Source organism: Streptomyces sp. NBC_00490 (genome assembly GCF_036013645.1).
Lineage (GTDB): Bacteria > Actinomycetota > Actinomycetes > Streptomycetales > Streptomycetaceae > Streptomyces > Streptomyces canus_F.
Window position 1 is genome coordinate 3,526,574 of sequence record NZ_CP107869.1, and the last position, 26,131, is coordinate 3,552,704.

Annotated in this window: 25 protein-coding genes, 1 other RNA gene and 1 pseudogene; 14 read left to right on the forward strand and 13 right to left on the reverse strand. The window is 69.6% G+C overall.

From position 1 onward, the window contains the following. Positions 1 to 321 precede the first annotated feature (321 nt). Positions 322 to 1,791, forward strand: a complete 1,470-nt coding sequence (locus OG381_RS15895) for an ABC transporter permease (RefSeq protein ID WP_327716755.1) — start codon at positions 322 to 324, stop codon at positions 1,789 to 1,791. 88 nt (positions 1,792 to 1,879) lie between these two features. Continuing rightward, the gene (locus OG381_RS15900) at positions 1,880 to 2,578 is read left to right on the forward strand and encodes an ABC transporter ATP-binding protein (RefSeq protein ID WP_327716756.1); all 699 of its coding nucleotides are present in this window, start codon (positions 1,880 to 1,882) and stop codon (positions 2,576 to 2,578) included. Positions 2,579 to 2,605: 27 nt separating this feature from the next. Here the strand turns inward: OG381_RS15900 and OG381_RS15905 are convergent, their stop codons facing one another. Next, positions 2,606 to 3,586, reverse strand: coding sequence for an aldo/keto reductase (locus OG381_RS15905; protein ID WP_327716757.1), 981 nt, complete (start codon positions 3,584 to 3,586; stop codon positions 2,606 to 2,608). Between the two features lie 71 nt (positions 3,587 to 3,657). Then, on the reverse strand, positions 3,658 to 3,981 hold the full coding sequence (locus OG381_RS15910; protein ID WP_327716758.1) for a nuclear transport factor 2 family protein: 324 nt from the start codon (positions 3,979 to 3,981) through the stop codon (positions 3,658 to 3,660). A gap of 100 nt (positions 3,982 to 4,081) precedes the next feature. Between OG381_RS15910 and OG381_RS15915 the strand changes: the two genes are divergently transcribed. The 4 genes from OG381_RS15915 (at position 4,082) to OG381_RS15930 (ending at position 6,419) form a co-directional block, all read left to right on the forward strand. Further along, positions 4,082 to 4,693: a DoxX family membrane protein gene (locus OG381_RS15915; protein ID WP_443061897.1), complete on the forward strand. Its 612-nt coding sequence runs from the start codon at positions 4,082 to 4,084 to the stop codon at positions 4,691 to 4,693. Between the two features lie 188 nt (positions 4,694 to 4,881). Then, positions 4,882 to 5,307 (forward strand): DUF6153 family protein, encoded by a 426-nt coding sequence (locus OG381_RS15920; RefSeq protein ID WP_327716760.1) that lies wholly within the window; start codon positions 4,882 to 4,884, stop codon positions 5,305 to 5,307. Positions 5,308 to 5,377: 70 nt separating this feature from the next. Beyond that, the gene (locus tag OG381_RS15925; RefSeq protein ID WP_327716761.1) at positions 5,378 to 6,016 is read left to right on the forward strand and encodes a DUF305 domain-containing protein; all 639 of its coding nucleotides are present in this window, start codon (positions 5,378 to 5,380) and stop codon (positions 6,014 to 6,016) included. 67 nt (positions 6,017 to 6,083) lie between these two features. Beyond that, a complete protein-coding gene (locus tag OG381_RS15930; protein ID WP_327716762.1) occupies positions 6,084 to 6,419 on the forward strand; it encodes a MazG-like family protein in 336 nt (111 codons plus the stop codon). A 16-nt stretch (positions 6,420 to 6,435) separates the two neighbouring features. Here OG381_RS15930 and OG381_RS15935 read toward each other — a convergent pair whose 3' ends face one another. Continuing rightward, entirely contained in the window at positions 6,436 to 7,050 is a 615-nt protein-coding gene (locus OG381_RS15935; protein ID WP_327716763.1) for a TetR-like C-terminal domain-containing protein, read from the reverse strand. 140 nt (positions 7,051 to 7,190) lie between these two features. Here OG381_RS15935 and OG381_RS15940 point away from each other — a divergent pair, with 140 nt between their 5' ends. Next, entirely contained in the window at positions 7,191 to 7,796 is a 606-nt protein-coding gene (locus OG381_RS15940) for a TetR/AcrR family transcriptional regulator (protein ID WP_327716764.1), read from the forward strand. A 48-nt stretch (positions 7,797 to 7,844) separates the two neighbouring features. Here the strand turns inward: OG381_RS15940 and OG381_RS15945 are convergent, their stop codons facing one another. Next, the gene (locus OG381_RS15945) at positions 7,845 to 9,521 is read right to left on the reverse strand and encodes an SWIM zinc finger family protein (protein ID WP_327716765.1); all 1,677 of its coding nucleotides are present in this window, start codon (positions 9,519 to 9,521) and stop codon (positions 7,845 to 7,847) included. Positions 9,522 to 9,941: 420 nt separating this feature from the next. On the opposite strand from OG381_RS15945, the gene OG381_RS15950 reads away from it, so the two are divergent. Both OG381_RS15950 and OG381_RS15955 read left to right on the forward strand, forming a co-directional pair. After that, entirely contained in the window at positions 9,942 to 10,130 is a 189-nt protein-coding gene (locus OG381_RS15950) for a DUF2397 family protein (protein WP_327716766.1), read from the forward strand. 249 nt (positions 10,131 to 10,379) lie between these two features. Continuing rightward, the gene (locus OG381_RS15955; protein ID WP_327716767.1) at positions 10,380 to 13,910 is read left to right on the forward strand and encodes a type ISP restriction/modification enzyme; all 3,531 of its coding nucleotides are present in this window, start codon (positions 10,380 to 10,382) and stop codon (positions 13,908 to 13,910) included. Between the two features lie 45 nt (positions 13,911 to 13,955). Here OG381_RS15955 and rnpB read toward each other — a convergent pair. The 5 genes and pseudogenes from rnpB to OG381_RS15980 form a co-directional block, all read right to left on the reverse strand. Further along, positions 13,956 to 14,362: RNase P RNA component class A (gene rnpB, locus OG381_RS15960), an RNA gene on the reverse strand. A 67-nt stretch (positions 14,363 to 14,429) separates the two neighbouring features. Next, positions 14,430 to 15,254: pseudogene (locus tag OG381_RS49645) on the reverse strand (DMT family transporter); the annotation flags it as partial. A gap of 19 nt (positions 15,255 to 15,273) precedes the next feature. After that, positions 15,274 to 16,098, reverse strand: coding sequence for a helix-turn-helix domain-containing protein (locus OG381_RS15970; protein WP_327716769.1), 825 nt, complete (start codon positions 16,096 to 16,098; stop codon positions 15,274 to 15,276). An 84-nt stretch (positions 16,099 to 16,182) separates the two neighbouring features. Continuing rightward, positions 16,183 to 16,704, reverse strand: coding sequence for a TetR/AcrR family transcriptional regulator (locus tag OG381_RS15975; protein WP_327716770.1), 522 nt, complete (start codon positions 16,702 to 16,704; stop codon positions 16,183 to 16,185). Further along, positions 16,697 to 17,116, reverse strand: a complete 420-nt coding sequence (locus tag OG381_RS15980; protein WP_327716771.1) for a DUF4260 family protein — start codon at positions 17,114 to 17,116, stop codon at positions 16,697 to 16,699. Before OG381_RS15980 ends, OG381_RS15975 begins: the two co-directional genes overlap by 8 nt. Before the next feature lie 217 nt (positions 17,117 to 17,333). On the opposite strand from OG381_RS15980, the gene OG381_RS15985 reads away from it, so the two are divergent. Both OG381_RS15985 and OG381_RS15990 read left to right on the forward strand, forming a co-directional pair. Beyond that, entirely contained in the window at positions 17,334 to 18,083 is a 750-nt protein-coding gene (locus OG381_RS15985; RefSeq protein WP_327716772.1) for a MerR family transcriptional regulator, read from the forward strand. Then, on the forward strand, positions 18,080 to 18,688 hold the full coding sequence (locus tag OG381_RS15990) for a hypothetical protein (RefSeq protein ID WP_327716773.1): 609 nt from the start codon (positions 18,080 to 18,082) through the stop codon (positions 18,686 to 18,688). Before OG381_RS15985 ends, OG381_RS15990 begins: the two co-directional genes overlap by 4 nt. Here the strand turns inward: OG381_RS15990 and OG381_RS15995 are convergent. Then, complete coding sequence (locus tag OG381_RS15995) at positions 18,636 to 20,063, reverse strand: RNB domain-containing ribonuclease (RefSeq protein ID WP_327716774.1); 1,428 nt, start codon at positions 20,061 to 20,063, stop codon at positions 18,636 to 18,638. The genes OG381_RS15990 and OG381_RS15995 overlap by 53 nt on opposite strands. A 101-nt stretch (positions 20,064 to 20,164) precedes the next feature. On the opposite strand from OG381_RS15995, the gene yaaA reads away from it, so the two are divergent. After that, a complete protein-coding gene (gene yaaA / locus OG381_RS16000) occupies positions 20,165 to 20,947 on the forward strand; it encodes a peroxide stress protein YaaA (RefSeq protein WP_327716775.1) in 783 nt (260 codons plus the stop codon). A 59-nt stretch (positions 20,948 to 21,006) separates the two neighbouring features. Continuing rightward, entirely contained in the window at positions 21,007 to 21,669 is a 663-nt protein-coding gene (locus OG381_RS16005) for a bifunctional 4-hydroxy-2-oxoglutarate aldolase/2-dehydro-3-deoxy-phosphogluconate aldolase (RefSeq protein WP_327716776.1), read from the forward strand. Here the strand turns inward: OG381_RS16005 and OG381_RS16010 are convergent. Genes OG381_RS16010 through OG381_RS16020 form a run of 3 tightly spaced genes read right to left on the reverse strand, consistent with a single transcriptional unit; the run spans position 21,641 to position 24,630 of the window. Then, the gene (locus OG381_RS16010) at positions 21,641 to 23,017 is read right to left on the reverse strand and encodes a bifunctional RNase H/acid phosphatase (RefSeq protein WP_327716777.1); all 1,377 of its coding nucleotides are present in this window, start codon (positions 23,015 to 23,017) and stop codon (positions 21,641 to 21,643) included. The genes OG381_RS16005 and OG381_RS16010 overlap by 29 nt on opposite strands. Before the next feature lie 12 nt (positions 23,018 to 23,029). Then, a complete protein-coding gene (locus OG381_RS16015; RefSeq protein ID WP_327722469.1) occupies positions 23,030 to 23,773 on the reverse strand; it encodes a zinc ribbon domain-containing protein in 744 nt (247 codons plus the stop codon). Further along, a complete protein-coding gene (locus tag OG381_RS16020; protein ID WP_327716778.1) occupies positions 23,770 to 24,630 on the reverse strand; it encodes a Nif3-like dinuclear metal center hexameric protein in 861 nt (286 codons plus the stop codon). Before OG381_RS16020 ends, OG381_RS16015 begins: the two co-directional genes overlap by 4 nt. Positions 24,631 to 24,818: 188 nt before the next feature. On the opposite strand from OG381_RS16020, the gene OG381_RS16025 reads away from it, so the two are divergent. Then, positions 24,819 to 26,075 carry a hypothetical protein gene (locus tag OG381_RS16025; protein WP_327716779.1) on the forward strand — a complete coding sequence of 419 codons (1,257 nt, stop codon included), beginning with the start codon at positions 24,819 to 24,821 and terminating at the stop codon, positions 26,073 to 26,075. Positions 26,076 to 26,131: the final 56 nt, after the last annotated feature.

A 26,131-nucleotide genomic window follows, 5' to 3' on the forward strand; every position in this document is an offset into this window, starting at 1 on the left:
TATGAACATCCGGTCCATACGGGCCGGTGGCGGACTTATGCTCTACATCTCCTCCATCAGAGCTTCACATTTGGAACAGGGCACTTCCGCAGACCGAAACCGAGGGGGGAGACGGCAGCCGTTCCACCGCACCGGATGGGGGTGGGCTCCGCGCGGGACCGCGGAGTACACGCCGGTGGATGGAACGGCTGCCGCACACTTTCTCAGCTCTCGCACATCCCTTCTCAGGCCTTGCACATCGCTTACTCACGGCTCCGCAATGCAAGGTCCCTACCTTGAGGCAGCGCCCACAGCGGGCGCCAAGAACCTCTGGGGAACGGGATGTTTGGCATCTATCTCAAGCGCGAGCTGGGCCGGCGCAAGAAGGCCGCCCTGGTCATCGCACTGGGTCTGGCGCTCGGTATCGCGCTTGTCATCACCGTCAACTCGGTGTCGGCCGGCATGACTCAGGCTCAGGACAAGGTCCTGAAGTCGCTGTACGGCCTCGGCACCGACATGACGGTCACCAAGGCCAGGTCGGCACCGACCGACAACAGCTCGGGCAGACCGAACTTCGAATTCGACGCCAGTTCCAACGACAGCGACGACAAGCAGAGCTCCGACCGTGTGATGACGCAGGGCGGCCAGGCCCTCAAGGCCGCGCTCGTCGCCAAGGTCTCCCAGCAGGAGGGCGTGGCGAACGCGGTCGGCGCGCTCACCCTGAACGTCACCAAGGTCGACGGCTCCTTCACCCAGGGCAAGGCGCAGTCCTCGACCGGCAGCAGCCAGTCCCAGGGCCAGGGCGGCCCCGGTGGCGGCAGCGGCGGCACCGGCACGGCGGCCCCCCAGGTGCAGGGCGGCGGCGCCTCGTTCGACGTGAACTCCTACTCGGTCGCCGGCGTCGACGTCACCGACCAGACCCTCGGCCCGCTGGCCGGCATGGAGATCACCTCCGGCAAGACCTTCACGGCCGCGCAGACCGACGCGAAGGTCGTGGTGCTCAGCAAGTCCTACGCCAAGGAGAACTCGTACAAGGTCGGCAAGACCCTCAAGATCTCCGGCACCAAGTACACGATCATCGGTATCGCGACGGCCTCCAGCAGCGAGTCCACCACCGACGTCTACCTGCCGCTGAAGCAGGCCCAGACGCTGGCCGACGCCAAGAACCAGGTCACCACGATCTACGTCAAGGCGACCGACTCCCAGCAGATCGACTCGGTCAAGTCGACCATCCAGAAGAACATCTCGGGTACGACGGTGACGACCTCGGCCGATCTCGCGGAGACCGTCTCGGGCTCCCTGTCCACCGCCTCCGACCTGGCGACCAGTGTCGGCAAGTGGCTGTCCATCGCGGTGCTCGTCGCCGCCTTCCTGGTGGCCGCGCTGTTGACCTCCTCGGCGGTGTCCCGCCGGGTGCGTGAGTTCGGCACGCTCAAGGCGCTCGGCTGGCCGAGCCGCCGGGTGACCCGGCAGGTCGTCGGCGAGTCGATGGTGAACGGTCTGATCGGCGGCGCCCTCGGCATCGGCCTGGGACTCGCGGCCGCGTACACCGTCACCGCGATCAGCCCCAAGCTGACCGCGCAGCTCGGCAGTTCCGGCGGTGGCGGCATGGGCGGCGGCCCCGGCGGTGGCGGTCCGGGCGCGCAGGCCACGCAGAACACCATGGAGATCGCGCTGTCCGCGCCCGTCTCGCCGACCACCATCGCCCTCGCGGTGGGCCTGGCGGTGACCGGCGGGCTGATCGCCGGCGCGATGGGCGGCTGGCGCGCGTCCCGGATGCGGCCGGCGGACGCGCTGCGCAGCGTCTCCTAGAGCCGGGTCCGGCCCCCTTGAGCCGGGGTGCCGCGTCCGTTCCCCCCGGGCCGCGGCACCCCACCCCCTTACTGATGGAGAGCACCTCATGTACAGACTGACCGGCGTCACCAAGCGCTACTCGCGGGGCAAGGACACGGTGGAGGCGCTGCGCGGCGTCGACCTCACCATCGAGGACGGCGACCAGCTCGTCATCCAGGGCCCCACCGGTGGCGGCAAGTCCACCCTGCTCCAGATGATCGGCGGCCTGGACCGGCCGACCGAGGGCAGTGTCGAGCTGGACGGCGTCGACCTCGCGAAGATCAGCGAGGCGAAGCTGACCCGGCTGCGGGCGGAGAAGATCGGCATCATCTTCCAGTCCTTCAACCTCATTCCGACGCTCACCGCCCAGGAGAACGTCGAGACGGCCCTGGTCCCGCTCGGCGTGAAGCCGGCCGAGCGGCGCGAGCGGGCGGCGGAGGCGCTGCGTTCGGTCGGCCTCGGCGAGCGGCTCGGCCACGCGCCGTCCGAGCTGTCCGGCGGCCAGCAGCAGCGGGTCGCCATCGCCCGCGCGCTGGTGAAGAAGCCGAAGGTGCTCCTCGCCGACGAGCCCACGGGCAACCTCGACGAGGGCACCCGTGACGACATCATGGCGCTGCTGGAAGGGCTGTGGCATGAGTACGGGCTGACCTTCATCATGGTCACGCACGACTCGTCGATCGCCAGGAAGTCCCCGCGTCTGGCCACCATCAAGGCGGGTCAGATCACGTTGACCGAGCAGGCGCAGTCGTACGCGCAGCGCCACTGACCGCTGCCGTAGGGCCGGTTGGGCCGCTCACCGCTCCAGGATCTGGTTGATCTCGGTCAACTGCTCGGCGGTCAGCGGCCCCTTCTCCATGGCGCCCGCGTTCTGTTCGGCCTGGGCGACGGAACGGAAGCCCGGGATCGGCACGGTGCGCGGACTGCGGGCCCAGATCCAGGCCAGGGCGCCCTGGGCGAGGGTGCGGCCGTTGCTGGTGAGGATGTCCTTGAGCGCGTCGACGCGGGCCAGCCAGTCGGGGTCAGCGCCGGCGCCGTCACTGAAGCCCGGCAGCCAGATCGGCGGCTTGCTGCGGATGTCACCGGCCTCCAGAGCGCCTTGCCGCCGGCCCGCCAGCAATCCCATCGCGAGAGGGCTGCGGTTGATGCTCGCCAGCTCCGACTCCTCGCACAGGGCCAGCATTTCGGGAGCGTCCTGGAAGACGTTGAGCGCGTGCTGCACGGCGGCACAGTGCGGGCCCTCGGCGAAGACGGCGGCGCGGGCCGGGTCGTCGGTGCTCCAGGCGTAGGCGCGGATGAGGCCTTCGCGCACGAACTCCTCGCACAGCTCGCGGAGTCGGGCGCCCTGCGCGGAGTGGGCGTGGGAGATGTGCAGTTGGTACAGGTCGACGTAGTCCGTGCCGAGGCGGGTGAGGGAGGCGGTCAGCGCCTCGCGGGCGTAGTCCGAGGTGGTGTCTTGCCCGTTGATGGTGCGGGTGTCCTCGTCGAAGAGGTTGCCCCACTTGGTGGCGACGACCACGTCGGCGCGGCGCTTGCCGAGGGCACGGCCGAGGATCCGCTCGCTGTGCCCGGTGCCGTAGACGTCGGCGGTGTCGAAGAAGGTCACGCCGAGGTCGAGGGCGCGGCGGATCGCCCGTACGGACTCGTCGTCGTCGACCTTGCCCCAGCCGAGGGGGTTTCCGCTCAGGTCGGTCCACTCACCGCCGATGGCCCAGCAGCCGAAGCCGAGAGGGCTGACCTCTATGCCGCTACGGCCCAAAGTCCTGTTGGTCTCCATGGGTCGAGACGCTAGGGCTTGGAGCGCGCTTCAGGGCAAGGGCTTTCTCTGAACCCGTCTGCCGGGCCTAGCTATGCCTGCCCGGTCTCGAATCGGGTGATCTTGTCGCCGTCCACCTCGAAGTGCCACTTGGTGCGCATCTCGCCCCAGGTGTCGTTGCTGTAGCGGGCGATGAGGTCGCGGCCGCCGCGGGACTCGTTGTCGACCTCCATGTGACCGTGGGAGGAGAAGATCTCCCGGTCGATCCAGTCGCCGAGGTCACGGTCGGAGCCGTCGTCCGACATCGTCGCGCCGGGGGCGAGGAGGGCCATGAAGCCGTCACGGTCGTGCGCGTTGACGGCGTTGACGAAGGCGCGGACCGCGGGGTCGCTGAGTTTGCCGGTCTGAATCGTCATGGCAGCCAGACTCACACCGCTCCCCCGGGCCCGCCACCCGAACGGCGGCGCGGGTGACTCCGGGAGGTGTCAGGAGTGCGACGGTGGAAACGCGAGGGGGATGTTCCGTCCATCTCTTACGGGAGCCATCGTGACCTCACACACCTCTTCCTACGACCGACGCGATCTGGGCCTGCTGTTGCTCCGGCTGGGTACCGGGGGTGTGCTGGCCGCCCACGGCGCGCAGAAGCTGTTCGGCTGGTTCGGCGGCCACGGCATCGAGGGGACCGGCCAGTTCATGGAGTCCGTCGGCTACTCCCCCGGCAAGGCGAGCGCCACCGCGGCGGGCCTCGCGGAGGCGGGCGGCGGCACACTGCTGGCCCTCGGCCTGGCGACACCAGCGGCGGGCGCGGCGGCGGCCGGCGCGATGGCGGGGGCGTCCACCGTCCACACGCCCAACGGCTTCTTCAACACCGAGGGCGGTTTCGAGTACGCGGCGAGCCTGGGCCTGGCGGCGACGGGCCTCGCCATCGCGGGCCCGGGACGTCTCTCCCTCGACCACGCCATCGGGCACGTGTTCGACAAGGGGTGGATGGTGCCGACGGCCCTCGCGGTGACGGCGGCGGCCACGGCGGTGGTCGTGGGTTCACGCAACCGCAGGCTCCAGGAGAAGGAGCGGCAGGAGCAGGCGGAGCAGTTGAACGACCAGGAGGCGTTGTTCGGGGAGCAGTGAGGTGTTGTTGTTCGGGAAATAGGGACGGCACAGGGCGGCTGTAGGGGCACGGGCCGGGCCCGGAGGAGGACGCGCCGCCGGGCCGAAGGACGACGCAGGCGCGACGCAGGCCCAGCCATCTCTCGCTCGCCGTCATCACCTTGGGGTTTCGCAGCCCGCACACAGTCACCTCCCGGCTTCCGCCTAGGATGACCCCCGTGAACGGCCCCGAGCACCACCCCGCACGACCGCCCCGGTGGCGGTGGCGGGCGCTGCTCGTGCTGGCGCTGCTGGCGGGGCTCATGGGCATGCACGCCCTGGCTCCCGGTGCCGCCGTAGCGGACGATCACCCGCACGCCCCACCCGTGGCCACTGTCTCGATGTCCGCGGTCTCCGTGTCCGCCGTCCATGACGGATGCGCGGGCGAGGGCCACTGCGGCTCGGGCCACGTCTCGCACGCCGACGCCACCTGTGCGGCGGCCGCGGTGAGCGGTGGGCCGACGCTGCCCGCGCTCGTGCCCGACCCGGTCGCCATCGTCGTACGAGACGAATCACCGCGCGCGTACGCCGGCTCCGACCCGGAAGGCGCCCGGGCGCCCCCGTCCCTCGCGGAACTCCAACTCCTGCGGATCTAGACACCACGCCGCGCACCTCGGTGTGCGCATCGGCATGTCCAGATCCCTTTCTCTCAGCAGGAGTTCAAGCATGAGCACCACCCGTACACGCCGCGCTGCCCTCATGGCGGCGACCGTCACCGCCGCGCTCGTCCTGGCGGCCTGTGGCGGCGACGACAGCGACAGCGGCGACGCGAGCCATGGGAGCGGGCACGGCACCTCGTCGTCCCCGTCGGCCGACACCGCCGCCGCCCACAACGCCCAGGACGTCTCCTTCGCGCAGGGCATGATCCCCCACCACCGCCAGGCCCTGGAGATGGCGCAACTCGCCGCCGCCCGGGCCTCGTCCGCCGACGTGAAGTCCCTCGCGGCACGCATCGAAAAGGCACAGGACCCGGAGATCAAGACGATGTCCGGCTGGCTGAAGTCCTGGGGCGAGGAGGTCCCGGAGGCGGGCGCGTCGATGCCCGGCATGGACCACGGCTCGCAGTCCGGCATGCCCGGCATGATGGACGACGGCGACATGGAGGAGCTGGGGAAGGCCTCCGGCGAGGACTTCGACACCATGTTCCTGACCATGATGGTCGAGCACCACGAGGGCGCGGTCGACATGGCCGGCACGGAGAAGGCGAAGGGCCGGTACGCGGCCGCGACCGCCATGGCCGACGACATCATCACGGGCCAGACCGCTGAGATCACCGAGATGAACAAGCTCCTCGGCAAGGGCTGACCCCTGGTGAGCCGGGGGAGGTCGACGGCCTCCCCCGGCTGTCAGTGGGGCGTGCCAAGCTGCGTCCATGAGTGATCGCGACACGACGGCCGACGTCTGGGCGGGCATCGACGCCCTGTGGACGTGGCTGGAGGCAAGCCAGCCACGGAGCGGCCAAGAAGCCCTCCTCCTAAGGATGTTGAAGCTGTCGGAGGAGGTCGGCGAGGTCGCCCAGGCGGTCATCGGAGCGACGGGCCAGAACCCGCGCAAGGGCACGACCCACACGTGGGAGGACGTCCAGGGCGAACTCTGCGATGTCGTGATCACGGCGCTGGTGGCGTTGCGGACGCTGACGCCGGATACGCGGGAGGTGTTCGACCGGCATCTGGGGCGGGTCATGGAACGATCGCTGAGCGCGCCCTAGCGGACGGGACGGACCGTCACTCCCGCGCGTCGTCGGCGCGCAGTCCGTGCAGGAACATGTCGAGGAACTGCGCGCGGACACCGTACGCACTGACCCCGCGGAGCCGGGCGATGTGCGAGCTGAACCCCGCGATGGAACCCGTGAAGGTCTCGGCGGCCACGGAGCGGTCGATGCCGGCGCGCAGTTCACCGCGGAGTTGCGCGTCCCGCAGGACGTCCTCGACGACGGCGAGCGGCTTGTCGATGCAGTCGCGCTGGAACCTCGCGTACAGCTCGGGATGGTCGGGCAGTTCGAAGGAGCAGCGGGCGGCGATGAGCCAGCGCGGGCTGTCGAGGGCGTCGGCGATGTCGTCGTAGAGGGCTTCGAGGTCGCCGACGAGGCTGCCGGTGCGGGGCGCGACCAGGTCGAGGGCGAGCGTGTTCAGTCCGGCCAGGATCAGGTCGTCGCGCTCGGTCCAGCGGCTGTAGAGGGTGCGCTTGGCGACCTTGGCGCGGGCGGCGACGTTGTTGATACGGAAGCCCGCGACGCCGTGGTCGGAGAGCTCGTCGACGACGGCGCGCAGGATGCGGTCGTCGGCGCCGGCGTCCCGGGGGCGGCCGGGCTTGGCCGGAGTGGATGACGTGACGGTCATGCCTGATTCTCCCCTCGTTCGGCCAGGTCCCGGACCTCCGACCCTACTCCTATTCCGCTACCAAAACGGTTTCGTATTTATCAAATCCCGAGCTACGATGCTTGTGTACGAAACCGTTTCGCTCGAATGAGGTGCCGCGGATGACAGTGACGGAGCAGGCCATCACGCCGCGGACCCGCCGCAGCCGCATCTCCCCCGAGCGCGAGGCCGAGCTGTACGCCGCCGTCCTCGACCTCCTGCGCGAGGTCGGCTACGAGGCCCTGACCATGGACTCCGTGGCGACCCGCACCCGGTGCAGCAAGGCCACCCTGTACCGCCAGTGGACGGGCAAGCCGGAACTGGTCGCGCAGGCCATGCGGCACACCAAGGGCAACGCCGTCGGCGACATCGACACCGGCTCGCTGCGCGGCGACTTCCACCAGCTGGTGGGGCGGCTAGACGACGAGCAACTGGCGAAGGAGACCGCGCTGGTACGGGGTCTGGTCCACGCCGTCCACACCCACCCCGACCTGCTGCGGGCGCTCCAGGACCTGATCGTCGACCCCGACCCCACCGGACTGGCGGCGATCCTGCGGCGAGCGGTGTCCCGGGGCGAAGTCCGCGCGGACTGCCCGGCGTTGGGGTACGTCCCGTACATCCTGGTCGGCGCGCTGGTGGCCCGCCCGCTGGTCGGGGACCGGCCACCGGATCGGGCGTTTCTGCTCCACTACCTGGATGCGGTGGTCCTGCCCTCCCTGACGACCTGACCAGTCTGTGGCGGGCCAGGGCCTGCGTCCGTCCCTCTACAGCCCGGTTCACAAACCGTGTTCAGCCAGCAAACGCATCAGGTTCCGCTTTCGTCCGTGGGCGCCGCGCAGGGCGCTGATGTACGCGGTGAACTCACCCTGCGTGCCCAGCAGGCGATGGCATTCACGGATGCTCACCAACAGGCCGACGAGCTGTTCGTAGACCGCGTTGCCGGTCGGCCCGATGAGTGGCTCGGCCAGGCGCAGATAGACGGCGAGCGCGTCGGCGGGACGGGCCGTGCGGACCCGGTCGGCGAGCGCCAGCCACTGGCAGTCGTCGGCGCCGCAGTGGGAAGCGGCCTCCCAGGCAGCTTCGCCTTCCTTGTCGTCGAGGAGCGCGTCGACCAGTACGGTCCCGCCGTACCGCCTCGGGGTTCCCCGTTCCGCCTCGGTGCGCAGCTGGGCGAGTGCTCCTGGGCGTTCCTGCTGCCAGCATTCGGCGGCGCGGGCTGCGGCACGCAACTGCTGGTACGCGCGCAGGGAGCGGCGGGCGCCGAAGTGTTCGCGGCGCAGGGCGACGACGTCCGTGAGCCTGGCGGCCTGTGCGTAGCGTTCGCAGAGGTGGTCGACGAGGTCGGTGTCGACGGCGGCGAGATCCGGCGTCTCCCGAATGCCGCGTTCTGCCCAGCGCAGGGCCTCATCGGATCGTCCCGCGGCGTCCAGCTCGCGGGCGATGACCAGGTGCGTATGCCCGTTGGACGCCAGGTCCGCCGCGTGTACGGCGATCACCATGTCGATGTCGCCTCCGGCCCTGGCCAGCCGCTGCATCAGTGACTTCTCGGCCCAGCCGGTGCGCTTCTTCCGCCATGCCGCGACCGCCAGTTTCCGCAGGGCGGTCATTCCCTGCTCGCCCAGGACGTCCTCGTAGTCGAGCGGGTCGATGTCGCAGATGCTGTCGAGGTCCCTGAGTGTGTGCTTGACCAGCCAGCCGGCCAGTGCCTCCGGGTCGGGGCGCGCCGTGCGGCAGGCGTTGAGATGGGCGTCGACGAGACGGGCACCGACCTGACCGAGCCAGCCGTCGGAGTCGTCGATGCTGTCGGCTGCCTGGGTCAGCAGCCGCATCCCTTCGACCGCCAGATCGATCGCTTCGTCCGCCTGCCCCGAGTCGGTCACCGCGTCGATGGCAGCCACTACTTGGGCGGCCTGGTCGGCATAGGCGCGGGCGTCGGCGTACTCGACGTATCCGTACTGTGCGAACGGACCGATGTCGAGCAGGTCGCGGACGCGCGCCCGGACCTCGGCGAGGTCGCCGCGGGCGCTCGCGGCCCGTACCTCCAGACGGCGCCGCAACTGCCGGTCCTGGTCGACCTGTTCACGGACCAGAGCCAGCAACTCGTCCTTCGACAAGGCGGACAGCCAGGCATCGAGGTTCCGTGCCCGGCTCCGGGCCGACTCGCGCTGCCGCGGCAGGGCGCGCTGCTGGGCGAGCACGGTGAGGCCGAGGGCGACCAGGTGCTTGCAGAAGTTGCCTTCCAGCCCGTAGGGGCAGTCACATGCGCCGGTGACCCCCTGGGGCCCCTCCAGGCTCAGCTCCACCTCGTAGCGTTCCGTGCCGTGGACGCTCGCGGTGATCCACCCGTCGCCGATCTCCACGCCGGCCACCGCGTCCAGGTACCCCTGCCCGCGTTCGAAGGAGCGGGTACCGGCCAGCGCTTTGAGTTTCGCTTCGGTGAGGATGCCGTCCATGGTGTTCCGCCCTGCTGCGGTGGTGCACTTGCGGTTGCGGTGCGTCAGCCTAGCGGCGGGTGAATGTCGACGGGCCGTCGTGCGGATCTTCGGCGCGAACCGGACGCAGGCGCGAACCAGGAGGTGCCTCGTCGACCGCCACCGCCGTCGGGCCTCGATCCCGCCGGTCGATGACGACGCTGCGTGAAGGTATGGCGAGGATTGCCGAACCGGGGCCCTTGTCGGGAAGAATGCCCCAACGATGACGTCGACGCCTTATGAGCGCGTTCCTTTCACCCTGGGCGGGCGGATCGCCTTGCTTATCGGCGAGTTGGAGGGTCAGGGCCGGGCCGGTGCGCTCTTACGGCTGGCGGCGGCGCGGGAGGCCGCCGATGCTGCTCCGGACGAGGCCGAGAGTGCCGAGGCACAAGCCTACGCGCGGTGGGTAGCCGGTGGTCGGGGCTGGCCGCCTGGTTCGTGTCGGCGGACGGCCGCGAGTCGCAGGCCCGCCTGCTGCGCGGGCGCGCTCTCGGCACGATCCCACAACTGCTGGCAGTGGTACGGCAGTTGAACGAGCGACGGGCCGGGCGTTCGGACTGCTCGGCCGGCTCGCCGAGCAGGTGGTCCTGAACGCCGTCGATCCCCAGCTGGCCGCCGCGGGGATTGAGTTCACGCTGGAGCGACGCGAGGAGCGGCTGGGTCGTGCCGGAACGCCTTGCCTCGTTCTCCGCCGACCTACACCTCGGCTAGTCCGGGACCTCGCACTCCTCCGGGTAGGCCTCCGGTGAACTCAGCTCCTTCCAGGCGCCCTTGGGCTGGACGGTTGACCTCTACCTGCCATGGGCAGACTCCCGGGGCCACGGTTCGTACGACACCAATGTGATCAACGCGATCCATGCGGATGCGTTTCCGGAGAAGTGCACGGCATGTCCGGGCGCCCCGCAGCGTTTTCCGGGGGCGGGCATGAGGGGTGGCACGTGGATCGATCGGGTCGTCGCCGATTTCGGAGCACAGTGCAAGCAAGTCCTTGGAGTGGGCGAGCATGAGGCGGGTATCCGTAGCGCGGTCGAAAGTCTGCTTGGCGCGTCAGCCGTGGAATTGGGGCTTCACCTTCGACTCCACCCTGAGGCCCGCCTGACAGACCTGGGAATTCGCCCAGACTTCGCCGCGAGCCTTGGAGAGAACAAACAGCAGACCTTTGGCTATGTAGAGTTGAAGAGTCCAAAAAAGAGGGACATAAGTCCGGGCGGCTTACGCGGCAAGGACAGGAAGCAGTGGGAAGCGATGTCCCGCCTCCCCAACGTTCTCTACACCAATGGGCAAACCTGGATTCTTTACCAGAATGGCCAGCAGCAAGGTAAGATCATCCAGCTGGAAGGCGATATCTACCGGTCCGGACGCCGATTACAGGCGCCAGGCACCACGGCTGCCGCATTCGAGCGCATGCTCAGCGATTTCCTTTTCTGGAACCCCCGCCCATTGACCACGGTACGTCATCTGGTCAGTACCATAGCGCCGCTGTGCGGACTTCTGCGGGACGAGGTGCATGACCGGCTCCGTGAAGAAGAACGATATCGCGGGGACGACGGAATCCGACGCGGCCCAGGGCGCCCGTTCACTGAGCTTGCGCAGACATGGGAGAATTTCCTCTTCCCTCATACCGACGAGCGAGACCATAAAGTCGCCTTCTCTGATCGCTACGCACAGACCGTGACTTTCGCACTGCTGCTCGCTCGCGCCGACAAGATATCCCTGGAAAATCGCAATCTACACGAAGTCGGCGATTTACTGGGAGCTGACCACACCGTGATGGGAAGGGCACTTCAAATCCTCACCGATCACGTCGGAAAACAGTTCAAGAACAGTCTTGATGTTCTGGTACGGGTAGTGAATGCGGTGGACTGGGATACCATTCTTGAGCGCGAGCCGGACGCTCACGTACTGCTCTACGAGCACTTTCTTCAGGAGTACGATCCGGAACTCCGTAAAGCCTCGGGAACTTACTACACGCCAGCCGCCCTCGTGAAAGAGATGGTGCGGCTCGTCGATGAGGTACTGCGCCTGAATCTGAGCTGCTCCAAAGGCTTCGCTGACTCCCGAGTGACGATCATCGATCCCGCCATGGGAACAGGTACATTCCTCAGCGCGATCGTCGACCTCGTCGCCGAGCGCCGATCCGCCGGAGGAAACGACGGCTTCCGAGCCGAAGCCGTCGAGGAACTCGCACAGCGACTCATAGGCTTCGAGAAGCAGATGGCCGCCTATGCCGTCGCTCAGATGCGCATCTCGCAGACCTTGCGCACCCACGACTCCCATACTCAGCTGAATGATCTGCGCCTGCATCTTAATGACACCCTCACAGACCCATGGGAGCGCCCCACCCTGTTCGGTGGCACCGGAGCCGATGTTCTACGCCGGGAGACCGAAGCCGCTAACCACATCAAGAGAGACGAGGAAGTAACGGTTGTCATCGGGAACCCTCCCGATCGAGAGGACGCACAAGGTGAAGGAGGCTGGATCGAGAAAGGCTCCGCGAAGCACGGCCCACCGCTACTGGACGACTTCCGACTGCGCGGCACCAACGGCGTCTACGAGAAGAAACTCAAGAACCTCTATGTGTACTTCTGGCGTTGGGCGACCTACAAGGTATTCGAGCAGCACCACCCCGCGCATCACCGAGGAATAGTCTGCTTCGTGACCACGGCCGGCTTCCTTCGAGGACCCGGTTTCAGGGGGATGCGTGAGTATCTGCGCTCAACTTGCTCAGAGGGGTGGATAATCGATCTGACCCCGGAAGGTAAGCAGCCTCCCGTACGAACCAGGTTCTTTCCCGGAGTTCAACAAGAGCTGGCCATAGCCCTCTTCGTACGTAGGGGTGTATCAGAAACGCAGGGCCTAGCACCTGTGCACTACGTGGCGGTGACTGGCACCCGTGACGAGAAGCAGGCACAGCTGGTCGATTTGCACATAGATGACATCAGCTGGCAACCGTGCCACCACGAGGCGCATGCCCCTTTCACACCGGCCCCGACAACCCGATGGTCCGAATTTCCCGCCCTGGGCGATATTATGCCCTGGACCCGACAAGGCATGCAGACCAAGCGCACCTGGGTCTATGGAGTCGACGAGGAGAACTTACGGCAGCGCTGGGACAGGCTGGTTCACGAACCCGACCCGGAAGAGAAGCGAACGCTTTTCAGCGAATCCCGTGACCGGAAAATAGGAAGCACAGTAGCCTATCGACTCCCCGGCCAACCTGGACGGCCACTCACAGAAGAACGAGGAAGCTGTCCACGTCTGAAGCAAATTCTTCATCGTAGCTTTGACCGGCAGTGGATCATACCTGACAGCCGAGTAATCGACTATCCTCGACCAAGCCTCTGGGACGCAGATTGCAATGACCAGTTGTTCCTCATCGAACAACACAGTCGACCGATAAGGTCAGGGCCCGCCCTTATCTTCTCCGCCCTGATCCCAGATATGCATTGCTTCAACAACGACGGCGGTAGAGTACTGCCATTGCGACATTCAGATGGATCACCCAACATCACGCCCGGCCTGCTGGCACATCTCGCGAATTCGTACGGCCTGCCAATGATCTCGCCAGAAGACTTAGCTGCTTACATAGCCGGTGTCACCGCGCATCCAGCCTTCACTCAGAGATTCCGAGAAGAACTCAACTCTCCGGGCATCAGGATCCCGCTCACTGCTGATCTCCATTTGTGGCTCGACGCCACAAAAATCGGATATGAACTCATCCGGATATCGACCTTCGGCGCACTCTTCGACAATGCAGGGACCGAGGTCAGCGGCAGCGCAACAGAACCTGTCACGTACTCGGTACGCGTCGACCCATCAGAACTTCCCTCATCTCTTTCCTATGATCCCGAGCGTCAGGCGCTGCGGATTGGGACGGGAGAGTTTCTGGGGGTCACCGAGCGCATGCGTCACTATGATGTGGGCGGCCGAAACGTACTGGACAGCTGGCTCGCCGCACGCTGCAGCGGGCCTAAAGGGCGCAACCTCAGCGAATTGGACGAGATCCGCAGCGAGCGCTGGAAACCAGGTTGGAGCAGCGAACTCATAGAGGTTCTCAAGGCGCTTCACCACCTCACGAGACTGGAGCCGCCACAGGAATCCCTACTGGAACGCGTTCTGAGCGGACCACTGATTGATGTAGCCGAGTTGACGCGTCGCGGAGTACTTCAACCTCCCACGTACGCGCGGGCACCGAGGCAGACGCACACCAACGAGGAGATGCTCCCCGGAATGGGCGATCTCGATGGGCATCCACCGTCGCCGGTACAGCCACTGGCGCCTGCACCGCCAGAAAGCTCGACCCGTCCGACACTTCAGCCACGTAAACGCCGCAGCTCACAGGAGCGGCCAAAGCATCACCCGCCAGCCTGACAGGACTCAATCAGATAGGCCCCGCCCTGTGGATACTTGGAGCGGCAGACGAGTCGGGCTGTACGCCGGGTTCTGTCGCCCGACTGCCTCGCGGCGGCCGGGGAGACGGCCATCCATCTAGGGCCGGTGTTGCCACCGGCCTCGTGCGGTCTACCCGGGAACTCGGGCGAGCAGCCCTCGGACGTTCCCGCAGAGTGCTTTTTACGGCGCTCCTTTTGACCTTGCTCCAGGTGGGGTTTACCTAGCTGCCCAGGTCACCCTGGGCACTGGTGGTCTCTTACACCACCGTTTCACCCTTACCGAGGACCGAGGTCCCCGGCGGTCTGTTTTCTGTGGCACTGTCCCGCGGGTCACCCCGGGTGGCCGTTAGCCACCACCTTGCCCTGTGGAGCCCGGACGTTCCTCGGGAAGCCCCCGTCAAGGGGACTCCACGCGGCCGTCCGCCCGGCTCGTCTGCCGTGTCGACCATGTTACCGGGCCCTCGTCCCTCGCAGGACCGGCCGCTGTCGCCAGGACCGAGCCCGCCAGGATCAACGTGAACGCCGCCCCCACGCCCAGAGTCAGTTCCTCCCCCAGGAACAGCGCGCCCGCCGCCACCGCCACCGCCGGGTTGACGTACGTGATCACGGTCGAGCGCGTCGGGCCGACCTCCTTGATCAGCTCCAGGAAGGCGACGAAGGCCACCGCCGTGCAGATCACGCCGAGGCCCGCCAAGGCCAGCAGGACGGTGGGCGAGGGCACGGTGGCAGGCCAGGTCATCGCGGCCGGCGTTGCGTACACCACGGCCGCCAAGCCCAGGCAGGATGCCGTGAGCTGCAGGGACGGGACATTCCGTAGGTGCCGTGCCGCTATCAGGGGTGCCGTCGCGTAGCCCACCACCGTCACCAGTACCTCCGCCAGCGAGCGGGCGTCCCCGCCCGTCAGGTGCGGGACGGTCAGGATCCCCACACCCGCCAGGCCCAGTCCCAGACCCGTCAGCCGCCGCGCCCCCAGCCGCTCCGTGTCGCCGAAGAAGCGGGCCAGCGCCACTCCCACGATCGGGACCCCGGCGATCAGCAGGCCCGCCGTCGAGCTGGACAGGTGGCGTTCGGCGTCCGTGAGCGTGAACCACGGGCCGATGATCTCGATGCACGCGAAGGCCAGCATCGGCTTCCAGAACGACCTGACGGTCCCCGCCAAGCCCCTCGCCGCGAACGGCAGCAGCAGCGCCGCGCCCAGCGCGCATCGCGTGAACACCACGACCGACGGGGACAGCGGGGCCTCCACCGCCACCTTGATCATCAGGTAGGGGATGCCCCAGACCACTCCCATCAGGGAGAACAGGAACCAGCCGCGTGCAGTCATGCACACACTGTCGGCCGGATCAGGGTCTGCGGTCTTGAACGCTGTTGCGGTACGCCGCCGGGGTCACGCCGAGGACGCGGCGGAACCAGCGGGTGAGGTGCGCCTGGTCCGCGAAGCCGACGAGTGACGCGACCTCGGCCGGTCGCAGGCCCGTGTCCAGGAGGCGGCGGGCGCGGGTGACGCGGTACTGGGCCAGCCAGGCGTACGGCGGCAGCCCCATCGTCGTACGGAAGGCGCGGAGCAACTGGTAGCGGGACAGGCCCAGTTCCTCGGCCAGCGCCGCCAGTGACGGGGGCTCCAGGAGTTCGTCGGCCAGCCGGTCCCGTACGGCTACAGCGATGCGGTCCGCGCCCGGGATCGTGTCCGTCGTGGCCCGGGCCGTGGAGTGGCGGCGGGCCAGGGCCGTGAGCAGCCAGGGGAGGCGCGACTCGGTCTCCAGGGGGTCGGGGCGGGCGCCCAGTTCGGTGTGGGTGAGGAGGATCGCCGCGGCCAGTTCGGGGTCGTCTATCAGTGGCTCGCGGAAGTGCGGGACACCGCCCAGCGTTCCTTCCGTCAGCAGCGAGGTCTCCGCGTACAGGGCGCGGTAGGCGTAGCCGTCGGTCGCGTTGCCGGGGCCGCCCGTGTGCACCTCGCCGGGGGCCAGGACGACGATGGAGCCGGGGCCTGTGCGGATGTGGCCGCCGCGGTAGTCGATGACCTCGGTGCCGTCGACGCAGACGCCGACCGTGAACTCGTCGTGGGCGTGCGGGGCGTAGACATGCTTGTCGAAGCGGGCGGTCAGGAGGTCCAGGGACGGACCGCACCGGCCCAGCCGGGCCCTTGTCCACAAGGCCTGCTCACCCATCCGACGCCCCCCTTCCCGCCAAGCCTTCCCACCGAGCTTCCCCACCGAGCGTGGCCCGCTCATGAGCCGGTCACGGGACGACTCTCAGGGGTGGAACGTCTTCAGGCCCCGTTTCCATGCCGCCCCCAGGTCGGCGTCGTCCGGAAACCGGCCGTGGATCTCCAGGACCACCATCCCGTGGGCGAAGGCCCACACCGAACGGGCCAGGTCGAGGTCGCCGCCGCACACCCGCATCAGCGGCATCGCGGCCCGCTCCTCCAGGCCGGCGGGCAACGCTGCGCGGGGCAGGGGGCGTTCGGTGGCGAGGCAGTAGAGGTGGGGGTGGTCGAGGGCGTAGGTGCGGTAGGCCTCCGCCAGGGTCAGGAGGGAGCCGGGGTCGCGTTCCTCCGCCGCCTCCAGCGCCGCCGCCGACTCCTCCAGCATCTGCGCGATCAGCTCCACCTCCACGGCGTGCTTGTCGGGGAAGTGCTTGTAGAGGGAGGGCGCCTTGATGCCGAGGCGGTCGGCGAGGGTTCGCAGGGTGAGTGCGGTGGGCCCGGACTCCTCCAGGAGGGTCCGGGCGGCCGTCGCGATCTCGCGGGCGCGGGGGGTGAGGCGGTCAGTCACGCTGGAAGCCCTCCTTCGTACGCAGTCCGTAGCCGAAGGCGCGATCGTACGAGATGTGCGCGAGCCAGCCGCACAGGGCCGCGAAGGCGGGGGCCCAGGCGAAGAAGGGCTGGAAGGCGTAGGCCAGCAGCAGGGCCAGCGGGACCAGCGCCCGGTGCATGGCGTTGTAGTACGGCACCGCGCGCGGCGGCAGCTGTCCCTTCGCCATCCGGGGCGCGTCGTCGAGGGCCACGAGGAAGGTCAGGTCCGGCAGGACGAAGAAGGCGAGCGCGAGGGTGCCGGCGAGCCAGCCGTGGTTGACGGCCTCCAGGACCGCGAAGGCGGACCAGAACAGGGCGTTGGCGAGCCATGCGGTGCGGCGGGCGAGGGAGCGGACCGAGCGGTGCGTGGTGGTGCTCGTGACGGTGCTCATGACTGCCTCCGGGTCGGGTCGATGGCTCGATCGTTGGGTGGGCTCGACAGGTGGTAGCTAACAGCGTTAGCCCCATATCCATGAAGGTACGGCTAACAGCGTTAGCCGTCAAGAGGGGGCACCGACCACCGCGCCGACACTGCCCACTGGGCGCCGACACCGCCCACGGCGCGCCGCCGCTTGACCCTGCCGCAGCGTCAACGTCTCTACTGATCCCATGCGGATCGGAGAACTCGCCGCGGCCGTCGGCGTCACCACGCGGACCGTGCGGCACTACCACCATCAGGGGCTGCTGCCGGAGCCGGAGCGGCTGGGCAACGGGTACCGGAACTACACCCTGCGGCACGCCGTCGTCCTCGCGCGGATCCGGCGGCTGACCGAGTTGGGGCTGGGGCTCGCGGAGGTGCGGGACGTACTGGCCGATGACACGGCGAAAGAGCTGACGGAGATCCTCCAGGAGCTGGACGAGGATCTCGCCCGGCAGGAGGCGGCGATCCGGGAGCGCCGGGTACGGCTGCGCGCGCTGCTGGACGCCGACGAACTGCCCGCCGAAGGGCCCGTCTCCCCCGAACTCGCCGCGCTGTTCAGTGAGATGGCCCCGCTGTCCGACTCCCCCATGGCCGCCAAGGACCGTGAGGTGCTCGCCCTCATCGAGGCCGCCGCGAGCCCCGCGGAGCGGGAGCGGATGCTGTCGGCGGTGAACTCCGTGCTCGCCTCGCCCGAAGGGGTGGCCAGGGCCAACGAGGCCTACGCGCTCCTCGACGCCCTCGCCGAGGCCTCCGTCGACGATCCTCGCGTGGCCGAGGCCGCCCGCAAGCTCGCCGACAGCACACCCCGCGAACTGCTCCCCGAAGCCGTCTCCCTGGACCACGGCAGCAGCTTCCTGCGCGCCTTCTACGCCGACTTCGCCCCGGCCCAGGCGGAGGCCATCCGTCGGGCCATGCGCATCCTCACGGAGGAGACATGAGAACAGCGGCCTCCGCCCTCGTACGGCATGAACTGCGGCTGTTCGTCAGCCTCGCACTGTGGATGGCCCGGCGTACTCACCAGGCCCGGCACGGACGAGCCTTCGGATACGCCCGTGGCGAGGGGCTGTTGATGTTCGGGCTGGCGTTCGTGTGCGTGATCGAGTCGGTGACGATGTCCGTGCTGCTGCGGGATCTGCCCGCCGTGCACACGCCGGTCCTCGTGCTGGACGTCTACACCGTCGTCCTCGTCGTGGGCATGCACGCGGCCAACGTCGTACGGCCCCACGTGCTCGACGCCGACTCCCTCCGGATCCGCCGCGCCGCGCACGTCGACCTGCGCATACCGCTGCACCACATCACCGGTGTACGGCGGGAGTTGCGCGCCAGCCACCAGCGCACCGAGGGTGAACTCGACCTCGCCATGGGCGCACGGACCACCGTCACCCTCGAACTGGCCCAGCCGATCCGCCACTTCACTTTTCTCGGGCGCCCGAAGCAGATCCACCTCGTCCGCTTCCACGCCGACGAACCCGGCGAGCTCGTACGCGCGGTCACGCAGGCACGAAACGCACGGTCGGAGCAGGTTCGGGGTCGGCCTGTGTGAGGCGGACCCGCAACCGCTCGCCCAGGGACAGACCGGCGCCCTCGACCCGTCCGATCACCGCCGGTGACTCCAACTGCACCACGCCCACGGTCGGTCGACGCTCCTCGACCTCCACCACGCACCCGTCGAACACCTCCCCCACCCGGTCCTTCAGCAGGGCCGCCTCGACGATGTCCACGCAGGCCCGCTCCACCGCGCCCGCGCGCCGGCCACCCTCGGCCATCTCACGGGGCAGCGCGTCGAACGCGGCCAGGACCCAGTCGGGCACCGGCTCCCCCGCCGTCGCCGCGAGGCAGATCTCCGACGCGTACCGGTCGGCCAGGCGGCGCAGTGGTGCCGTGCAGTGGGCGTAGGGCGCGGCGACGGCCGCGTGGGTGGTGATGTCGGGCAGTACGCCGTCCCGGAAGACCGTGTAACCCGCGCCCCGCAGCAGCGTCGTGCACTCCTGGAGGAACGCCGCGTGGTGCGGGACATGCGGGTCCAGGGAACGGATCAGCGCCGCGTACGACATGTGGTGCGGCCAGTCGATGTGCAGGGCGTGGGCGGTGCGGCGCAGCCGGCCGACCGCGCCGTCTGGGGCGGCTGGGAGGGTGCGCAGGACGCCGGTGCCGTGCGCCAGCATCAGGTCCGCCGCCGCCATCCCGGTCAGCAGGGAGATCTGGGCGTTCCAGCCGTCGGCGGGGAGCGCGGCGCGGTACGTCAGTTCGTAGGTCCCGTTCCGCTCGACGATCTCCTGTTCGGGAACGTTCAGCGAGATCCCGCCCCGCTCGACCTCGAGCTCCTCCCGCAGCCGTCCGATCACCTCCAGCAGCGCCAGTGGCTCCTCGGCCGTCTTCGCGTCGATCTCCTTCTGCACGCCCTCGTAGTTCAGCTTGGCCCGGCTGCGGACCAGGGCGCGGCGGACGTCGACGGCGACGGTACGGCCCTCCGCGTCGAGGTCGATCGTCCACAGGGCGGCCGGGCGCGTCCGGTCCGGGAGCAGGCTGGCCGCGCCCTCGCTGAGGGAGACGGGGTGCAGGGGGACCTTCTCGTCCGGGAAGTAGAGGGTCATCACGCGGCGGTGCGTCTCCGCGTCGAGGGCCGAACCGGGGACGACGAAGGCGGCGACGTCCGCGATGGCGTACCGGACGCGGTAGCCGGTGCCCCGGCGGGAGAGGTGCATCGCCTGGTCGAGGTCGGTGGAGGCGGGCGGATCGATCGTGAACAGGGGGATGTCGGTGGCGTCGTACGACGGGAGGACGGGAGGTGTCCCGGCGTCCGCCGAGGCCTGCGGCGGATACGTCTGCGGCACTCCCAGTTCGGTGCGCAGCGCTGCGAGGGCGGCCCGGAGGGGGGCTTCGGGGGCGCCGGTCACGCGGATGTGGCGGCGAGGCATACAGCGAGCGTAGGGCCGGGGACCCCGGGGAGCACGCCGTACGCTGTCGAGAGCTGTACAGGATCTACAGCCTCTCAGCCGCTACGAAGGAGATCCCGCTCGTGCTTGTCCTGCTGCCGCCGTCCGAAGGCAAGGCCTCCTCCGGTCGTGGCGCCCCGCTGAAGCTGGAGTCGTTGTCGCTGCCGGGGCTGACCGAGGCCCGTGAGGCCGTTCTCGGCGAGCTCGTCGAGCTGTGCGCCGGTGACGAGGACAAGGCGCGCGAGGTGCTCGGGCTGAGCGAGGGGCTGCGGGGCGAGGTCGCCAAGAACACCGAGCTGCGGACCGCCGGGGCACGGCCCGCCGGGGAGATCTACACCGGTGTGCTGTACGACGCCCTGGAGCTGTCGTCCCTCGACACGGCCGCCAAGAAGCGGGCCGCCCGGCAGCTTCTCGTCTTCTCGGGGCTGTGGGGTGCCGTCGGGGTCGCCGACCGGATCCCCTCGTACCGGTGCTCCATGGGTGTGAAGCTGCCCGGCCTCGGAGCGCTGGGCGCGCACTGGCGTACGCCGATGGCGGCGGCGCTTCCCGAGGCGGCGGGGAACGGGCTGGTGCTGGATCTGCGGTCCTCGGCGTACGCGGCGGCGTGGAAGCCGAGGGGTGAGGTGGCCGGGCGGACGGCGAGTGTGCGGGTGCTGCACGCGCCGACACGGAAGGTGGTCAGTCACTTCAACAAGGCGACCAAGGGGCGGATCGTACGGAGTCTGCTGTCGGCGGGCATCGCGCCGACGGGGCCCGCCCAGCTGGTGGAGGCGCTGCGGGACCTCGGGTACGTGGTGGAGGCGGCGCCGCCGAAGGGGGCCGGGAAGGCCTGGACCCTGGACGTTCTCGTGGACGAGATCCACTGACGGTTGCAGCATCTGCAACGCTCGTTGCAGCTGTCGCTTCCCCTGGGCACGATGAGGCCATGACCTCGCCGCTGCCCTCCTCGCCGTACGCCTCCGTGCTCGACCTCGCGCCCGTCGTGCCCGTCGTCGTCATCGAGGACGCCTCCGATGCCGTGCCGCTGGCGCGGGCGCTGGTCGCCGGAGGGCTGCCGGCGATCGAGGTGACCTTGCGGACGCCGGTCGCGCTGGAGGCGATCCGGGCCATCGCCGACGAGGTGCCCGGCGCGGTGGTCGGCGCGGGGACGGTCGTGACGCCGGAGCAGGTGACGCGGTGTGTGGAGGCCGGGGCGCGGTTCCTGGTCAGTCCGGGCTGGACGGACGTGCTGCTGACCGCGATGCGGGCGTCGGGGGTGCCGTTCCTGCCGGGGGTGTCCACGGTGTCGGAGGTCGTGGCACTGCTGGAGCGCGGGGTGCGGGAGATGAAGTTCTTCCCGGCACAGGCGGCGGGCGGGACGGCGTATCTGAAGTCGCTGGCCGGGCCGCTGCCTCAGGCTCGGTTCTGCCCCACGGGGGGTATCGGTCCGGCGAACGCGCCGGAGTATCTGGCCCTGCCCAACGTCGGGTGCGTGGGCGGGACATGGATGCTGCCCGCGGACGCGGTCGCCGCGCGGGACTGGGACCGGATCGAAGGGCTGGCCCGCGCGGCGTCGGGGCTCAGGGACGCAGGTGGGACGTGTCGTTGAAGAGCCGTACGCTCGCGTTGCCGTCGGCGTAGTACGCCACGGCGGACAGCGACGCGGCCGACAGTTCCATCCGGAACAGGGACTCCGGCGGGGCGCCGAGCGCGAGTCGTACGAACGTCTTGATCGGCGTGACATGCGTGACGAGCAGGACCGTGCGTCCCGCGTACGCCGCGACCAGCTTGTCCCTCGTCGCCGCGATACGGGTGGCGGTGGCCGCGAAGCTCTCGCCGCCGCCGGTGGGTTCGGCGTCCGGGTCGGAGAGCCAGGTGTTGAGGTCGTCGGGGTAGCGCTCCCGCACCTCGGCGAAGGTGAGCCCCTCCCACGCCCCGAAGTCGGTCTCCCGCAGCCCGTCCTCGACGGTCACGTCGAGTCCGAGCCGTTCGGCGACGGCGGCGGCGGTCTCCCGGGTACGGGTGAGGGGCGAGGCGAGGATCTCCTGGACCGTGCCCCTCCGGGCGAGCGCGGCGGCGACCCGCTCGGCCTGCTCACGCCCGACGTCGGACAGGGACGGATCGGTCCCTCCACTCCCCGAGAAACGCTTCTGGGGCGTCAACGGCGTCTCCCCGTGCCGCAGCAGCACAAAGGTCGCGGGCGCCCCCATGTCGGCCGGCGCCCACCCGGGGCTGGCGACCACCTTCGCGGCACGCACATCGGCATCGGCCGCAGCGGCTCCGCCGCCCGGGACCTCCACCGCTCCGCGGCGCGAGGAAGCAGCGGAGGACGACACAGCCGAGGCGGACCGGGAACCCCCGGCAGCAGCAGAACCCAACGCCGCACGCACCTTCGCCGCCCCGGCGACCGCATCCCCCGGCGCCCCGGCCACCACACCCGCCCCGGCCTCAGCGGCTCCGCCGCCCAAAGACTCCACCGCTCCGCGGCGGGCCGCGGAAGCGGCCGCGTCCAGTTCCGCCGTCGAATCCGCCGCCGACCACTGCTCCCCCCGCTTCCCCGCGTCCATCGCCTCGTTCGCGAGCCGGTCCGCGTGCTTGTTGCTCTCCCGCGGGATCCACTCGTACGTCACCTGGTCCGCCGGATACACCCGCCCCGCCTCCATCGCGAGCGGCTTCATGTCCGGGTGCTTGATCTTCCAGCGGCCCGACATCTGCTCCACGACGAGCTTGGAGTCCATGCGGACGTGGACCGAGGCGGCGGGGTCCAGTTCGTGCGCGGCGCGCAGGCCGGCCAGCAGGCCCCGGTACTCGGCGACGTTGTTGGTGGCGACGCCGATGTACTCGGCCCGCTCCATCAGCGTCTCGCCGGTCGCCGCGTCGATGACCACGGAGCCGTAGCCCGCGGGGCCGGGGTTGCCCCGGGACCCGCCGTCGGCCTCGACGATGAACTCCCGCACGCGCGACGCTCCTTACAGGCCGGACTCGGACGTACGCACCAGGATGCGGCGGCAGTTCTCGCAGCGGACGACCGTGTCCGGCGCGGCCGCGCGGATCTCGTTGATGTCGGTGATCGCCAGCTCCTGGCGGCAGCCCTGGCAGGTCCGCTGGTACAGCTTCGCCGCACCGATGCCGCCCTGCTGCTCGCGCAGCTTGTCGTAGAGCTTGAGCAGGTCCGCGGGGATCGTGCCCGCGATGACCTCGCGCTCCTTGGTGACGGTGGCGACCTCGTTGTCGATGCCCTCGAACGCGGCCTCGCGGCGGGCCGTCGCGTCGTCGACCTTGCCCTGCACCGCGCCGACCCGCTCGGTCAGCTCGGCGACCCGCTCCTGCGCGGACTCCCGGCGCTCCATGACCTCCAGGACGATGTCCTCCAGGTCGCCCTGGCGCTTGGCGAGGGAAACGATCTCGCGCTGGAGGTTCTCCAGGTCCTTCGGGGAGGTGACGGCCCCGGAGTCCAGACGCTGCTGGTCGCGGGTGGCGCGCTGGCGCACCTGGTCCACGTCCTGCTCGGCCTTGATCTGCTCGCGGGCGGTGTCGCTCTCCTCGGTCTGCGCGGCGACCAGCAGGTCACGCAGCTGGGTGTGGTCCTTGGTCAGCGACTCGATCTCGGCGTGCTCGGGCAGCGACTTGCGCTTGTGCGCGAGCTGCTGGAGGCGGACGTCGAGGGCCTGGACCTCGAGGAGGCGGATCTGGTCGGCGGGCGCGGCGTTCAGTTGGGGGCTCCCAGTGAGTCGGTGGTGTCGGTGGCGGACGCCGCGTGGGCGGTCCAGGGGTCGGTGACCGTCTTGGAGACGTGGACCCGCAGGCCCCATCCGTGGCGGTCGGAGATCTCGTCGAGCTGGGTCGCGGCCAGCTCGCACCAGGGCCATTCGGTGGCCCAGTGCGCGGCGTCGAGCAGCGCGAGAGGGGTTTGGGCTCGGGCCTCGGATGCCGGGTGGTGGCGGAGGTCCGCGGTGAGGAAGGCGTCGACGCCGGAGGCTCGTACGACGTCGAAGAGGCTGTCGCCGGAGCCGCCGCTGACGGCGACGGTGCGGACGATGGCCTCGGGGTCGCCGGCGACGCGGATGCCCTGCGCGGTGGCGGGGAGCCGGGCGGCGGCCCGTGCCGCGAAGTCCTTCAGCGGCAGCGGGTGGTCCAGCTCGCAGATCCGGCCGAGGCCCCGGCGGCCGTCCTTGTCGGAGGGGTCCGGCACGAGCGGTCGTACGACCCGGAGGTCCAGCGCGCCCGCGAGGGCGTCGCTTACCCCGGGGTCCGCGGTGTCCGCGTTCGTGTGCGCCACGTGCAGGGCGATGTCGTTCTTGATGAGCGTGTGGACGACGCGGCCCTTGAAGTGGGTCGCCGCGACCGTCGTCGTACCGCGCAGATAGAGCGGGTGGTGGGTGACCAGCAGGTCGGCGCCCAGCTTCACGGCCTCGTCGACGATCTCCTGGACCGGGTCGACGGCGAACAGGACCCGAGAGACCTCCTGGTCGGGGTCGCCCACGACGGTGCCGACCGCGTCCCAGGACTCGGCCCGCTCGGCGGGCCACAGGTTCTCCAGCGCGGTGATGACTTCAGACAGACGGGGCACGGGGCAAAGGCTACCTGGCTGGTCTGTGCCGATGTACCGGTCCGGCTCCCGATGACCCCGCCCAGCACATTCGTCCCGTTTTCCTCAGGCGAATCGTTCCTGGGCCACCCCTTTGTGTGAAGTGGTCGTCGGCTCGTCCCACGTCCGTGCGTGCGAAAACTAACTTCGTGGCCGGAGGTGACCGAACGATGACGGCCTGTGCGATCGAGCCCACGGCGGCGGACGAGGACGGTACGCCGCAGGCTGGCTGCACGATCACCGCGGACGGCGCGTACGCCGCCCGCCTCACACTGGACGGCGACTCCTGGTTCCCGGAGCGCTGGACGCTGGACGGCCCCGAGCCGTACGCGGTACCGCTGCCCGGCAACCAGCCGGAGGAGCCGGGCACCGAGGTGCAGCCGATGGGCGACGGACGGGTTCTGATCAGGCGGTTCGCGGACGGGCGGCACAACTTCTCGCTGCTCTACCCCACCGGCCCCGCCACCGGCGAGCTGCCGCTCGGGGCGGTCGAGTGCCCGGAGGAGGGCACCCGGCTGTGGCTGCTGCCGCCCGCGCCGGGGGGCGAGAAGGCGTACGCCCTCGCCGCGGGCCGGCACTCGACCGCGGTGTGGCTGGTGGCGGGGGGCGCCTTCGGGCCCGAGCATCTCGCGGAGATCCCCGGGCGCTGCTCGGGCGGGGTGTGGCTGGACCGGGCGGGGCGGATGCTGGCGCTCGACCGGGAGGTCGGGGGGTGCACCAAGGCCATCGTGGTCGATCTGGAGCGCGCCGGTGAGGTGTCGCCGCTGCTGCAGATCTCCGCCGGCAGTGACGACCGGCTGCTGCTCGCCGACCCGGACAGCGGGCTGCTGCTGATCCGCTCGGACGCGCCCGGTGAGGAGCGGCTCGGCTGGGGGGTGCTCGGCAGCACGCTGCCGGTGCGCTTCCCGGAGAGCCTGCGGCTGCCCGAGTGCGCGGTGACGCCGTTCGCCGCCCAGCCGGGGCAGGTGCTGATGCCGGAGAACTGTGCGGTGGCGCTGCGGATCGACGGACCGGTCGGCAGCTGGGTAGGCATGTGGCGGCCGAACGGGCGGCAGGTGCACCATCTCGCGGCGCCCATGGGGTGGTTGACGGGCGCCGGGCGGTGGACGCGGGACGGGGTGCTGCGGCTGCCGTACTCGACGGACGAAGTGCCGTGCGGGGTGGCGGAGTTGACGGTGCCCACGGGGGAAGCGGGGGGCGGGGGAAGGACGGGGGACGCGGGCCCGGGGGATCCGGTGCGGGACGCGACGGCCGACGAGTCGACGCCGGGGAGGCCGTCGGACTCGGACGGGCCGTCGCCATCGGATCCTCCGGAGCCCGCGGTGCTGAGACCGGTGCCGCTCGGGAAGGCGCCGTTGGAGTCGCTCGGGAAAGTGGCGTCGAAGGGCCTCGGGAAAACGCCGTTGGGTGGTCTTGTAACGAACTAGTGCCGGTTGGCGTGGCCGCCTGGATTCGCCCCGTGGTCGGTTGGTTAAACTCGCCC